Source organism: Lacihabitans sp. LS3-19 (genome assembly GCF_024343575.1).
In the GTDB taxonomy this organism is placed as follows: Bacteria; Bacteroidota; Bacteroidia; order Cytophagales; family Spirosomataceae; genus Leadbetterella.
This window is the reverse complement of record NZ_RJUA01000121.1, coordinates 159,050-173,470: the sequence shown is the minus strand read 5'-3', so window position 1 is coordinate 173,470 and position 14,421 is coordinate 159,050. Positions and strand designations below refer to the sequence as shown.

Annotated in this window: 11 protein-coding genes; 4 read left to right on the top strand and 7 right to left on the bottom strand. The window is 32.4% G+C overall.

Translation table 11 applies throughout. From position 1 onward, the window contains the following. Positions 1-14: 14 nt before the first annotated feature. Positions 15-791 carry an AMP nucleosidase gene (locus tag EGI22_RS19570; RefSeq protein WP_255070139.1) on the bottom strand — a complete coding sequence of 259 codons (777 nt, stop codon included), beginning with the start codon at positions 789-791 and terminating at the stop codon, positions 15-17. A gap of 69 nt (positions 792-860) precedes the next feature. Here EGI22_RS19570 and EGI22_RS19565 point away from each other — a divergent pair, with 69 nt between their 5' ends. Beyond that, positions 861-1,295: a type I restriction enzyme HsdR N-terminal domain-containing protein gene (locus EGI22_RS19565; RefSeq protein ID WP_255070138.1), complete on the top strand. Its 435-nt coding sequence runs from the start codon at positions 861-863 to the stop codon at positions 1,293-1,295. On the opposite strand, the gene EGI22_RS19560 is transcribed toward EGI22_RS19565, so the two are convergent. The 6 genes from EGI22_RS19560 to EGI22_RS19535 all read right to left on the bottom strand — a co-directional run bounded on the left by EGI22_RS19560 (position 1,292) and on the right by EGI22_RS19535 (position 10,902). Continuing rightward, on the bottom strand, positions 1,292-2,044 hold the full coding sequence (locus EGI22_RS19560; protein ID WP_255070137.1) for a LytTR family DNA-binding domain-containing protein: 753 nt from the start codon (positions 2,042-2,044) through the stop codon (positions 1,292-1,294). The two genes, EGI22_RS19565 and EGI22_RS19560, sit on opposite strands and share 4 nt — an antisense overlap. A gap of 4 nt (positions 2,045-2,048) precedes the next feature. Next, positions 2,049-6,059: a PAS domain S-box protein gene (locus EGI22_RS19555; protein WP_255070136.1), complete on the bottom strand. Its 4,011-nt coding sequence runs from the start codon at positions 6,057-6,059 to the stop codon at positions 2,049-2,051. Positions 6,060-6,178: 119 nt separating this feature from the next. Further along, positions 6,179-7,249 (bottom strand): sensor histidine kinase, encoded by a 1,071-nt coding sequence (locus tag EGI22_RS19550; protein WP_255070135.1) that lies wholly within the window; start codon positions 7,247-7,249, stop codon positions 6,179-6,181. A gap of 104 nt (positions 7,250-7,353) precedes the next feature. Next, positions 7,354-9,117 (bottom strand): phospho-sugar mutase, encoded by a 1,764-nt coding sequence (locus EGI22_RS19545; protein ID WP_255070134.1) that lies wholly within the window; start codon positions 9,115-9,117, stop codon positions 7,354-7,356. 117 nt (positions 9,118-9,234) lie between these two features. Continuing rightward, a complete protein-coding gene (locus EGI22_RS19540; RefSeq protein WP_255070133.1) occupies positions 9,235-10,587 on the bottom strand; it encodes a M20/M25/M40 family metallo-hydrolase in 1,353 nt (450 codons plus the stop codon). A gap of 144 nt (positions 10,588-10,731) precedes the next feature. Then, positions 10,732-10,902 carry a hypothetical protein gene (locus EGI22_RS19535; RefSeq protein ID WP_255070132.1) on the bottom strand — a complete coding sequence of 57 codons (171 nt, stop codon included), beginning with the start codon at positions 10,900-10,902 and terminating at the stop codon, positions 10,732-10,734. Between the two features lie 122 nt (positions 10,903-11,024). Between EGI22_RS19535 and EGI22_RS19530 the strand changes: the two genes are divergently transcribed. The 3 genes from EGI22_RS19530 (at position 11,025) to serA (ending at position 14,393) form a co-directional block, all read left to right on the top strand. Beyond that, entirely contained in the window at positions 11,025-11,858 is an 834-nt protein-coding gene (locus EGI22_RS19530; RefSeq protein ID WP_255070131.1) for a hypothetical protein, read from the top strand. 80 nt (positions 11,859-11,938) lie between these two features. Beyond that, positions 11,939-12,277: a DUF2853 family protein gene (locus tag EGI22_RS19525; protein WP_255070130.1), complete on the top strand. Its 339-nt coding sequence runs from the start codon at positions 11,939-11,941 to the stop codon at positions 12,275-12,277. A 211-nt stretch (positions 12,278-12,488) separates the two neighbouring features. Continuing rightward, a complete protein-coding gene (serA, locus tag EGI22_RS19520) occupies positions 12,489-14,393 on the top strand; it encodes a phosphoglycerate dehydrogenase (RefSeq protein WP_255070167.1) in 1,905 nt (634 codons plus the stop codon). The last annotated feature ends 28 nt before the right edge of the window (positions 14,394-14,421 follow it).

The window sequence follows — 14,421 nt, the reverse complement described above, 5'->3', positions numbered from 1 at the left end:
TGTTGTCCTCTCTTTTAGTTTTCAAACCTCATGTGTTTTACAGATTCGCCTGAGTTAGCTAATTCCTCCAATGATTCTATTCCAATTTGAAGATGCTTTTCAACAAAACTAGATGTTACTTTTTTATCACTTTCTTCAGTTTTAACTCCATCGGGCTCCATTGGATTGTCAGAAACCAAAAGCAAAGCTCCGTGTGGAATTGAATTAACAAAACCAACTATAAAAATAGTGGCCGTTTCCATGTCAATTCCCAATGCTCTTATTTCTTTCAAATAATCCTTGAATTTCTCATCGTGTTCCCATACTCGCCTATTTGTAGTATATACCGTCCCTGTCCAATAATCCATCTGATGCTTTATTATCATCTCCGAGACAGACCTTTGAAGTCTAAAAGAAGGCAAAGCCGGAATTTCGGGTCTTGCATAATCATCACTTGTCCCTTCTCCCCTTATAGCAGCTATTGGCAAAATAAAATCTCCAAGAGCACTTATTTTTTTCAAACCACCGCATTTGCCCAAGAACAAAACAGCTTTAGGTTCAATGGCTGTTAATAAGTCCATCACAGTTGCTGCCATAGCACTACCCATTCCAAAGTTAATAATCGTAATATTGCCGGCTGAGGCTGTTTGCATTGCGTTTGAAGTTCCCCTAACCTCCACGCCATATTTGTCCGCAAACATTTTCACGTAGTTAGAAAAATTGGTAAGAAGAATATAAGGCTTAAATTCTTCAATTGGTGTTCCTGTATATCTTGGAAGCCAATTTTTAACTATTTCTTCTTTGGTTTGCATATATCATTAGTTTGTTTAAAATTTGAAGTAAATAACCAAAATCAGTAGTGGAAAATTCCATTTTGCAATATGAATATTAAAAATGAAAAACGCAAGATTAAAGAAGTTGATGGAAAGCAATACATTTTTGATTATTTAAGAAAAAAATACATTTTTCTTTCACCTGAAGAAATAGTCAGACAGAATTTCTTGGATTATTTAATAGAAGAAAAAAAATACTCAAAAAACTTAATAAAATTAGAGTCAGGAATAGTTTACAATTCTTTAAATAAACGTTCGGATATATTAGTTTATGACAATAAAGGAGTGGCGTTTTTGCTTGTAGAATGTAAAGCTACCACAGTCGCTATTACTCAAAATACGATAGAACAAGCGAGTAGATATAATTTAATAATCAAAGCTCCATATCTGTGTGTAACAAACGGGATTAAGACATTTTGTTTTAATATTAATTTTGAAAATAATAAAATCCAGCAGATAAATGAAATACCCTTAATTAATTAGAGTTCGTTAAGCCATTGTAAAAATTCAACTTTCCTTCTTCTTGAAACAGGTATTTCTGTGTCTAGCTCCGTTATTACTGAGCCTCCCTCTCCTTTGGTATATTTTTTTATGTAAAATTTATTAATCAGAAACGAATGATGAATTCTAAAAAAGCCATACTCAGTCAGTAATTCTTCAAAATCTTTGATACTTTTTGTTACCACCTTTTTAGTGCCATCTTTCAAAAACAAATGTGTATAATCTTCATCTGCTTGACAATGAACAATTTGATCGATTTGAACCAATTCCAAGCCGTTGATAACAGGTAAGGGTATTTTATTTGTTGTATTTTTAGGCTTTCTTAAATTTTCTAGCAATATTTTAAAATTGTCATTTAATTGCCTCGATTCGATGTTTCTTATAGCCTTTGCAACCGCATCTTTTACTTCTTGAATATTTATGGGTTTTAATAAGTAATCTAAGGCACTAAACTTTATAGCAGTAATAGCATACTGATCAAAACCCGTTGTGAAAATTACCTGAAAATCTATTTTGTCGAATTTTTCTAATAAATCAAACCCTGAACCAAACGGCATTTCAATGTCAAGAAATACAATATTTGGCTTTAAAGACAAAATTAAAGGATAGGCTTCATCGATATTGTTGGCAATTCCCAATATCTGAACTTTATTATCACAGTACTCTAGCAAGATTTTAGAAAGTGTCTCTATACTTTTATTTTCGTCATCGACAATAAGGCAGGTATACATTTGGCTATATTTTTGGGAAATAAATTTCGACTAATGTACCGATATTTTCAGAATTTTCATCAATATCTGTAATTTTATATTCTATATTTTCAGAATTTAACAAATTGTAATTTTCAATTCTCTGGGTGGTAATTTTAAGACCTTGAGACTTATAACCTTGGCTTGAAAGCGATTTTATTTCCTCAGCTACCTTTCTTCCTACTCCATTGTCTTTGATACTTACCACAATTTTATTATCAACTTCAATGATTTTAAAATTCAACATTCCTTTCTCTTTCTTATATCTTAAGCCATGATTTATGGCATTTTCAATAAATGGTTGAAGTAACATTGTAGGTATCTCAGCGTATTTATTAACCTTTGGGTCTATTTCTATTAGATAATCAAATTTATTTTCAAATCTTAATTTCTCAAGCTCAATGTAAAGTTTCAAGTTTGCAACCTCCTCGTCTATAGAAATATATTTGCTTCTGGAGGAATCAAGAAACTGCCTAATTAAAAAAGCGAATTTACTTAAGTAATTGTTGGCCAATTCTTCTTCTTTATTAAAAATATAACTTTGGATAGAGTTTAATGCATTAAAAATAAAATGGGGGTTCATTTGCATCTGTAATGCCCTTAATTCAAGCTCCGAATAAGCGTTTTGTGCAAATTCCATTTCTTTTTTTGCATTCAATGTCTCACTTTCAGCTTCCTTTATTTTTGTAATATCAGATAAAACCCCAATTAATATTTGATTTCCATTTGAATTAAAATTCACTATTTTATTAGTTGAGTTAATCCATTTTAATTTTTGATGATTATCCTTTATCCTGAAAACACCTGACGAAAATCCATCATGTTTAACTTCCCTATATAACCTTTTTAAAATTGGATTATCTTCTGGAATAGTCTGTGCTAAAACCCTGAAATTGTTTTTTACCCAATCCGAACTACTTATACCATACAGGCTTTGGACAGATTCACTAACAAAAAGAGGCTTTAAAGAAGGATATTCTAGTGCCCAAACAACCTCATCAAGAGAATTTAAGATAACACTTAATTTATTTTCACTGGCTTGTAGCTCTAACTCTGCTTTCTTCCTTTTGGCTATATTTCTCACTACGACCAAAGATGTAAAGCTCTCTTGACCGTCAATGACTATATTTATAACCACCTCAGCCCAAAAATAATGTCCAAGTTTATGCTTTATTCTAATTTGAAAAACTAAATCCTCTTTTAATTTTTCAAACAAATTATCTAATACCGCAAACAAAATATTTATATCCTCAGGATGAACAAAACCAACAATATCCACTAAGGTATAACCTCTTACATCATCTAAAAGATAACCAAACAACTTGGGACAATTTCCAGAATAATAAATACCAGTACTTCCTTTAAATATTATTAAAGCGTCAGAGGTATTTTCGGTCATAAATCTAAGACTTCGCTCACTTTCTTTTAGAGCTAATTCGTTTTTCTTCCTCTCTGTTATATCACTAAGAATTTCAACAATTTGATATGGATTGTTATTTTCGTCATAAAGAATATTGGTTTTCATTTCTACCCAAATCCATCTATCATCAAAAGTTTTTACTTTATATTCAACAGCATCTCCAGTTGAATTAAAATTCACTTTTTTTAGAATCTCTTCTTTATTTTCTAATTGGAATAAATCAGAAGGTCTTTTACTCAAAAGCTGCTCTGATTTTGCACTAAAAATATCTAAATAAGCCTTATTTGCATAAATAATTTCAAAATCTAGATTGGCTATTGCTACACCATCACTTATTTTTTCCGTTACAGTAGAAAGGTTTTTGAGTTCATTTTCAATTTTCAATTTCCCAGTAACATCTTGTGCGAAACCACTTATTCTCCAAAGATCTCCTTTACCATTATATACTGGGGATATTTTCTCATTTATAATTTTTACTTCTCCTTGAGGCGTTCTTATTTTATATTTTATTTCTTTATAAATACCTTCTGTGATACTTTTCTTTCTATTATATATTGTTTGTTTATCCTCTTCTAGAATAAGCTTTTCGATAAATTGAAAATCTTGATATCCCGAGTCAACCGATACGCCAAAAACATCTTGACAAGCGTTGCTTATAAAAAGAAATTTAGATTCAACAATATCAAAAAGCCAAAAAACCTCTCCAAGCGTTTCACTAATTTGTTTAAAATTAGCCTGACTCTCTTTGTTTTCCAACTCAGAAAGTTGCCTCTCGAGAGCAGAAGAAATACTGGCGGCGATAGAAACTAAATAGTTAATAATATCTTTATCCCATTCAAACTCTGATTTACAATCGTCAAAACCTATATACCCTGCAAGCTCATTTTTAATAAAAATGGGAATAACCAATAGGCTTTTTATCCTTTGGTCATTTAGCCTTTTAAAATTTTCTTCATCTTTAATATCAGAGATTTTAAACTGAAAAGGTTTGTTATTAATTAAATCATGATAGTATTTGCCGAGTTTTGAATATGAAAGTGATTTTAAAAGTGGGTTATTTATTTCTGCTTTGATTCCTTCCGAAACCCATTCGTTTGTTTGAGTAAACCATTCATTTTCTTTATCATTTTTAAAAAAATAAACCCTGTCTGTATTAGATGCTTTACCTATAATTTCTAAAAGTTCATCGGCTATTACTTCAAAACTGTCGCACATTAATAGTTTCTGATTCAATTCTGCCGAAGCTTTTAAAATCTCACTCCGATGTAATAATTTGGCTTCAACCAAACTTCTATTTTTTTGTTCTTTTATTGAAACAAAAATATTTATTATATTTCTTAAAAAAGTCAACTCTTCACTCGTCCATTTTTTTGGGATACTATATTCACAAGAAATAAAACCCTTAAAACCATGGTGCATTTTGATTGGAATACATATATAGGACTTATTATGATCTTTAAAGGTACTTTCTTCAAAAAAATCAAAATCTAAACAATTTTCAATTTGTACTTCGATCGGCAATTCAGACTTAGAAAATAAATCTTCAACAAACTCAATAATTTTTGGTCCCTTTTTTACCAGTCCCGAATTATGTCTTCTCGCTAAAATTCCGTAAGTATCTATACTTTCGATTCCTTCTTCATTAACACGCCAAATTCCGGCCTTTTCTAAATGCAATCCATTGCAAAGTGCTTCGGTTAACAATTTGCAATTTTTTCGAAAAGCATTATCATTTATGGTTGGTAAAATAGGAAGCTCCAATAAAATTCTGTTCCTATTTATCTCATCTTCAGTCTTCTTAACAAATTCCTGCTCAGCTATAATTTTTTCTGTTATATCTGTTGCAAAAATCATAACACATTTCTTTTCTTGACCAGGAATTTTAACTGGCAACTTACTAACACTATAAAAACCCATACTCCCATCCAGCCTAATACCTTCCTCTGAAGCAATTACTTTGGCTTTTCCTGAATCAATAACCTCCCTATCGTCTTTTAGGTATTTTTGAATTAAAACTTGATTTGAAATATAATCATCATCTCTCAGTCCTATTACCTCTTCAGGCTTCTTTTTGAACATCTGAGCCGCTTTTTCATTTACAAAAACAAATTCTCCTTCATAATTTTTAATGACAATAAATCCTGGGTAATATTCAAAAAGGTCTAAATTGATTACGGTTTCAATATTGAATTCTTTATTTGCATTAAACGCCTCTTTTAAACTTTTAACTATTATTATTGATTTTAAAAGTTTACCCTTCGGGTCATAAAAATTTTTAACAAGATTTTCGGCGTCTAAAATTCTTTCATCAGAAAAAAATAATTTAAACTTTAGAGAAAATTCAACTATTCTGGATTCAATGGCATCTTTTATTTCGGACTTTACCCTCTTAATATCTGATGTCAAAACAAATTTTTCAAAATCTTTAAGAGTAATTACAGAAGAAAGGAAAAAGTCTAATGGAAAATATTTCGTTAGTTTTTCGGAACAATACACAAGCTTTCCATTCTCGATAATTAAGACACCATCGGAACTATTTTCAGCTATGAATGTAAATTCTTGTGTATTTAAATTCAATATTGTGTTATTTAAATTAATGTAGATTTCGAATAAACGATCTGCTTATTATGAAAAAGAAAAAATAACAAAAACGAAACAAATAATTTATTTGCTCATAAAAAAACTTCCTATTGGAATTAGTTTATGGGGAATTTCACCTCGACTAAAGTACCAATATCTTCATCATCTGATATATCAGATGACATTAAATCATTGATAGAAAAAGCAATATTGGTTTCATTTATTTTATTATAAGTAACTAATCTCTCAGCCGTTATTTTTAAACCTTGGGATTTATAACCTTTCCGAGACTTAGATTGAATCTCTTTTGCGATCCTTCTACCTACACCATTATCTTCTAATCTACAAATAAGATATTGTTTGGAATAAAAAAAGTGAATTTTCAAAAAGCCCTTAACTTTTTTATACCTAAGCCCATGATTAATAGCATTTTCTACAAAAGGCTGTAGTATCATTGTTGGAATCTCAATATATTTATTTACGTCATTGTCAACAATTATTTCGCAGGAAAATTTATCTTCAAACCTCAAACTTTCCATCTCCACATATAAGTTAAGCATTCTTATTTCTTCTTGAAGCGAAATATATTTACTCCGAGAAGAGTCTAAAAACATCCTTATCAATTGTGCAAATTTAGAAAGGTAATTATTGGCCGTTAGAGCATCGTGAGTCATTACATAAGACTGAATAGAATTTAGAGCATTAAAAATAAAATGGGGGTTCATTTGAAGTTGAAGTGTCCTTAACTCTAATTCAACAATTTTTTTTGTATGTCTCTGCTCTTCATCTGCCCAAAATTTCAAGAAACGCTCCCTTCCATAAAACAAACCAAATAATGAGATAAAACTAGCACCCCAAAACCACCAGGTTCGCCACCATGGTTTCTGAATATTTAAAATAAAACTTATCTCTGGAGATGTTTTACCAGACATTGTTTGGTATTTGACGTAAACCACATATTCACCTGAATTTAATTCGGTGATTTTAAAACTATTGCCATTTATTTTGATCCAATCATTTTTTACCTCATTGAATAAATTCACTTTTTCTTTTCTATAAAACACTCCTGACACAGAATCACCCTTAATTATAGGCTTTCTAAAATACACTTTGACTGTTTCTTCAAAGTATTCCATTTTATAAACACCCTTAACAGGATTGTCCTTTCCTGAAGTTTCTATATTCAACAATTGTATTTTGGGCAGCTCTACCACAGTTTGCTTTTCGCAAAAAGCTTTTACACTGAATATTAACAAAATATTCAGCAAACATGATTTTAACTGCCAAGTTTTCAATTCAAATTTAGCTCTTCGCCAATTTTAGATGCTTTTAACTTTAGTTTTTCCAATGTTTCGTTAAACTCGCTTTTGTTTTTAAGTTTATCTTTCACACCAATATAAAACTTTATTTTGGGTTCAGTACCAGATGGTCGGCAGGTAAACTTTGTACCATCTTCTGTAAAAAACTGTAATACATTTGAAGACCCCATGCCCATTTTACCAGACTCTATTACTGTTACAGCTCCTGTTTTCATATCAGTTCTTGTCAAAGCACCAAGGTCATCCATTCTTATAACTTTAGAACCAGCAAGGCTTTTAGGAGGATTTGTTCTAAAATCGGTCATCATTTGTTGAATTTCTTCAGCACCTGTTTTTCCTTTTTTAGTTACTGAAATTAAGCCTTCATAATAAAACCCAAAAGTTTTATACATATCTGCCAAGAAATCAAATAGACTGATTCCTTTGTGTTTTGCATAAGCGGTAAGCTCGGCTATCATAGCACAACTTGCTATTGCATCTTTGTCTCTAACTTTATCCCCAATTAAATATCCATAACTTTCCTCTCCTCCGCCAATAAATGTTTGCTTTCCTTCTAATTCCCTAATGACCTGAGCAATATATTTAAAACCTGTAAGGGTATTATAACAATGGACTCCAGCTTTTTCTGCCATGGCATCAATCAAGTCAGTTGTCACAATGGTTTTACATACAAACTCATTGCCAGTGAGTTTACCTGCCGACTTCCAAGCTTTTAATAAATAATAAATTATCAAACTTGCCGCTTGATTTCCATTTAATAGTTGCCATTCGCCTTCCGGATTTTTAACACCCATTCCTACTCTATCAGCATCTGGGTCAGTAGCTATTACAAGATCTGCATCTATTTCTTTGGCTTTATTTAATGCCATGCTCATTGCCTCTTTTTCCTCAGGATTTGGGTAAATTACCGTTGGAAAATTACCATCGGGCGTAGCTTGTTCTTTTACAATTGTAACATTCTCAAAACCCAATTGTGCCAAAGCTGGAGGTACCATTGTGATACCAGTGCCATGAATAGAACTAAAAACTATTTTTAAATCTTTCTCTTTTTTAATAATCCTCGGTGAAACCGCAATACTTTTAACGGCCTTCAAGTATTTTTTATCCAATACTTCACCTATCATTTTTATGCGTTTTTTTACGCCTTTAAACTTGATATCTTTTACGTTAGTGATTGCATTTACCTCTGCCACAATGTTTTTGTCATGAGGAGCAACAACTTGGGAGCCATCATTCCAATATACTTTGTAGCCGTTATATTCTTTTGGATTATGAGAAGCTGTAATTACGATCCCTGACTGACAACCGAGTTCACGAACTGTAAATGACAACTGAGGGGTAGGTCTAAGTTCTTTATACAAATAAACCGTAATGCCATTAGCTGATAAAATGTTAGCAGCGATTTGACCAAATTCTGGCGAGAAATTTCTACTATCAAAAGCTATTGCCACTTTAATTGGCTCTCCTACAAAACATTTATTCAGGTAGTTAGCCAAACCTTGCGTAGCTGCACCAACAGTATACTTATTCATTCTATTGGAACCTACTCCAAGTTCTCCACGCATACCTCCTGTACCAAACTCCAAGTTTTTGTAGAAAGAATCCGTTAGTTGCGTAACATTTTCTGATTCTATCAATGCATTTATTTCGTCTTTTACATCTTGATCGTAACGACCTTTTAACCAAATCTTTATATTTTTTTCAGCGGTTGCATCTAGTTTGAGTTTTTTCAACATAATTTTTATTTTTTTAAGGAATAGACAAATAAATAAACTTAAGGCATCTAATCAAAATATTTACATTGATTTTGTACTATTTAAATGCTGAATTTAAGCTTTTTGAAAAACAGAACCTTATTTCTGGTTATCTAATAAATACACCATTGAAGCCATTGCAGCAGCACCAAGTTCGAGTTCACGTTTATTAACAGACTCAAATGTATCAGTACTTGCGTGATGGTAGTCAAAATACCTTTGAGAATCCGGCTTAAAGCCCAGCAGTACCGTTCCTGTTTTGGCTAATGGGCCTATATCGGCTCCACCACTTCCTTTTCCGATTTCATGAATACTATATGGAACAAATAATTCTTTAAACTTTTCGATTTTAGAAATATCGCCTTCCTCTCCTACTATTCCAAAGCCCCGAGGAGTAAAACCACCCGAATCAGACTCTAAAGCAAACACATGTTTTTCTTTATTTTTCACTGCTTCATCTGCATATTTTGTGCCGCCTCTTAATCCATTCTCTTCATTCATAAACATCACAGCCCTAATTGTTTTCTTAGGTTTGTAGCCAAGAGCTTTTAACACTCTCAAAACTTCAATAGACTGCATACACCCTGTTCCATCGTCGTGGGCTCCTTCTGCCAAATCCCAAGAGTCTAAATGTCCACCTACAACAATAATTTCATCTGGTGATTCAGACCCTTTTATTTCACCTATAACATTATAAGATGGTGCATCTTCAAGTGTTTTACAGTTTTGCTTAAAATAAAATTTCAAATTATTATTAGATTTTATTGCCAAGCTTAAAGCATCTGCTCCATTTGTTGAAATAGCCGCTGCAGGAATCATATTCCCTCCTGAATAACGCATACCTCCAGTATGTGGAAAATCATCTGAACGTAAATTCATAGACCTAACGATCACACCAATAGCACCGTATTGAGCTGCCTGAGATGCCCCAGCTCCACGTTGATCAACAGCTCCTCCATATGCAGCAAATGTATTTACTTTAGTAGGATCCATAGGCCTATTAAAAAACACTATTTTCCCTTTTACTTTTTCAATACCCGCTTCTTTTAACTCATTAAAATCCCTAAACTCTACCACTTCTGCCGAGAGACCATTTGGGCCTGTGGCAACAGATCCCCCTAGAGCTGCTATTTCAACTTTTATTTTTTTTCCATTTAACAAATAGTATGCTTCTTCCTTAGCACCTCGCTCCCAATGCGGCACCATTACATCCTGCAAGTACACCCTATCAAAACCATAAGATGCCATTAACTTTTGGGTATATTCTACTGCTTTCTGAGCACCAATAGAACCAGATAATCGAGGGCCTATATTCTTGCACAAAAACCTTAAGTTATCGTAAGCTTTTCCATTGCTCAATATTTCACTGTAGATTTTTGAAACAAAAACGGAATCAGAATTTTGAGCAAAAGCATACTGACAAACAAAAAAGAGAAAGAGTAATTTTTTCATGGAATATTTTGATGAATATTTTATAAGTTTTTTAAAAAACTAAATTAGCAAAAACCCAAACAGCAAACAACTCAAGTCCTTTAAAGACAAAAAAAAGCTTGCATTCTTTTCAAAATACAAGCTTATATATCTGATTAAATTTAATCAATGATCATGAGAATGAGTTTGATCGTATCCAGAAGCAAAAACCAAGGTGGTAATCAATGCACCAACAATAAACGTGAATAAGTCTGTACAAAAACCAAAAATTGCTAAAATAACAACATAAACCAATATCATTAACCAGGAAGGAACTTTGCTTATTTCTTGCGACATATCTTTTCTTTTTTTTGACAAAAATAATAGATATTTCTATTTGTCCAAAAGAAATAAATTGCTAATTTTCGTTTATGCTCTTTCTTTCGGATAAAATCTTATTTTTGAACATAGTTAAAACAATGTATTTTAAAATATTTCTTGTTTTTTTAATCTTTCCACAAATTATAATTGCTCAAGAAACGCCGTATTACCAATTACTTACCCAAAGAAAACTGAACCATGAAATTATAAACTTACCGAATTTAAATTCCTTTTCGATTTCCTACTTTTTTGCAGTTTCTGGAGGATTTAAAAAATCTTATCCAGGCTCAACAGCAATATCGCCAACTGAAATAGTTGCTAATTCCCCTATTAATGGACTTTGGGAGATTACATTCGGCCAAAACAGAAACGAGAATTGGCACTATGAAATTGGAGTTTCAGAAATGTACAATAATCTAACCACCCGATTTACCAAAATTGGAAACGGGTCTTTGAGTTTCATAAATGAGGAAAAACAATATTTTATACCTTTAAGAGTCAAGAAAAAAATCGTAACATTGGACAGAGTAAGCCGAAATGCATTTATCAATGTCGGAATAGGTGCCTACTATCTAGTCAATAAACCTAAAATTGGTTCTGAAAATGGAACACTTGAGTTTACAAAAAAAAGAAATCCAAGTCCTGAGGATTTCAACACTTTGGATTATGAAATTTATAAATCTAAATTTCCGGTTACTTTTGAATTCTTGACAGAATTAAGGGGAAAAGTGACCGAAAGGTTTGAACTGAGTCTATACTTTAAAGGGATTGTAAAAAGTTCTCAAAACCAGAAAAATAACTTCCAATTGAATTATATAAATGGGAATTATGACAGTTTTGGAAATTTCTCAAAATCCGTTTCTTTGGTATTTGGGTTACAGGCAAAATTGAACTCCCCAAAATACTTTAGGTACAAAAGTAAAGTAGAATAAAATTGAAAATATTTTGAATAAAAAATAAATAAAACTATCTTTAAAAACAATTTTTCAAACCCCCTTAATTTTTATATGTAATGAGTAAATTTAACGAATGTGTTGAGCTTTACAAAAGCCAAAGCAGCGAATTGGGCTTAGGACTAGACGAGGCTTTATTAATTGGTGTAGCCAAAGGCTTAGGTCCATCTATTTATAATGCTGACTCCTCTAAGGTTTCAGGATCTGACGACAAAGAAAAAGCAACTGTTAAGAACAATTTCCTAATTAAAAAATTGGGATTGGCTGATAGCCCAGCATTAGATGCGGCGATAGAAGAAGTGATGATTCAATTGGGAACAAGTAATAGAAATAAACAAAGAGCAGTAGTATATGCTTTGTTAGCTAAAAAATTCGGCAAAGAAAGTATGTTTTTATAAGACTTATTCTTGTATTAGAAATATCAGAAAAGCACGAGGTTATCTTGTGCTTTTTTTTGTTTATTCTAAAATCTACCAACAAAAAATTGCTTTTATCGAACATATGCAAAATTTTATTGCACTATTTACATAAAAAAAAATACTTTTCGAATAGTTTGAAATAAAACCAAAAGCCAAATTGTTAAATTTGCGACTACAAAAAACAAAACAGATTGTGACTGCTATTAAAGAACAGAAAATTTTTATCATTGATTTCGATAGTACTATTACCAAAGTTGAAGGTTTAGATCAGTTGGCTGCTATTGCTCTTTCGAATAGCCCAGAAGGAGAGCAAATTGTTCAGAAAATCAAAGACTTGACCGATTTAGGTATGAATGGAGAACTTTCTTTTTCGGAAGCTCTCAATCAAAGGCTAGCTCTTTTGAGTGCTAATAAAAAACATGTAGATGAGCTGGTTTTGTTCTTAAAAGAAAACATTTCAGAGTCTTTCGAAAGAAATAAGAAGTTCCTCTCGGAATATGCCGACCAAATCTTGGTGATTTCTAGCGGTTTCAAAGACTTTATTTTGCCAATAACTACTATTTTAGGCTTAAAACCTGAAAATGTTTATGCCAATACCTTCGTTTACAATGAGCAAGGGGACATTATTGGAATAGACAATGACAACGTTCTAGCAAATACTGGTGGAAAAATAAAACTTGTAAAATCACTTAATCTAGATGCACACGTATCTGTAATTGGCGATGGATTTACAGATTTTGAAATCAAACAAAGTGGCTTAGCAGATAGGTTTTATGCATTCATAGAGAATGTAGAACGTAAAAAAGTAACAGATGTAGCTGATTTTTCTATAAAATCTTTGGACGAGTTTCTTTTCTATAACCAACTACCAAGAGGCCAATCTTATCCGAAAAGTTTAATCAAAGTTCTTTTACTCGAAAACGTTCACCCAGCAGCTGTTGAGGCATTCGAAAGCCAAGGCTTTGATGTGGAGTTCCATAAAGGAGCTATGGACGAAGATGAGCTTATAGAAAAAATCAAAGATGTTTCGATAATAGGTATTCGTTCTAAAACGAACTTAACAAAAAAGGTTTTAGAAAATGCAGAGAAATTGATGGCGATTGGTGCTTTCTGTATTGGAACCAACCAAATCGACATAAAAACAGCTAGTGAAAAAGGTATCGCTATCTTCAATGCTCCTTACAGTAACACTCGTTCGGTAGTTGAATTGGTGATAGGAGAAATGATAATGTTGATCAGAAAGGTATTTCCTAAGAGTACTTCAATGCACGAAGGCGTTTGGGATAAGTCCGCCAACCATAGTTTTGAGGTAAGAGGTAAAAAACTGGGTATGATAGGCTATGGACATATTGGAACGCAGCTTTCTGTTATTGGAGAAGCATTAGGTATGGAAATCTATTTTTATGACTTAGTAGATAAAATGCCAATCGGAAATGCAAAAAAATGCCGTACCATGGAGGAAGTTTTCAGAGTAGCTGACGTGGTTTCGCTTCATATAGATGGCAGAAAAGAAAACACCAACCTGATAGGAGAAAAAGAATTTAGTCAAATGAAAGATGGCGTTATTTTTATGAATTTGGCCAGAGGTTCGGTTGTTGAAATACCTGCCTTAGTGAATGCATTGAAAAGCGGCAAAATTCATGGAGCTGGGGTAGATGTATTCCCTGAAGAACCAAAAACCAACAGTGACCCTTTTGTCTCTGAATTGATGGGATTGAGTAATGTTATCCTTACCCCACATATAGGTGGTAGTACCGAAGAGGCACAACAAGGCATTGGCACTTATGTTCCTGAAAGGCTATTAGAATATATAAATAATGGAAGCACTACTGGAAGCGTAAACTTCCCTGAATTAACCTTACCATTGCTTAAAAATTCTCATAGAATGCTTCATGTGCATAAAAACGTACCAGGTATTTTGGCCAAACTTAACAATGTATTTGCCAAACATAATATAAATGTAACGGGTCAATATCTCAAAACCGACGAGACGCTTGGTTATGTGATTGTTGATATAGAGAAATCTTATTCACGAGAATTTGTCCAAGACATAAAGGCAATTGAGGAAACGATAAAATTCAGAATGTTATTTTAAAGAAAACTTAGCCTTGGAAATCCCAAGG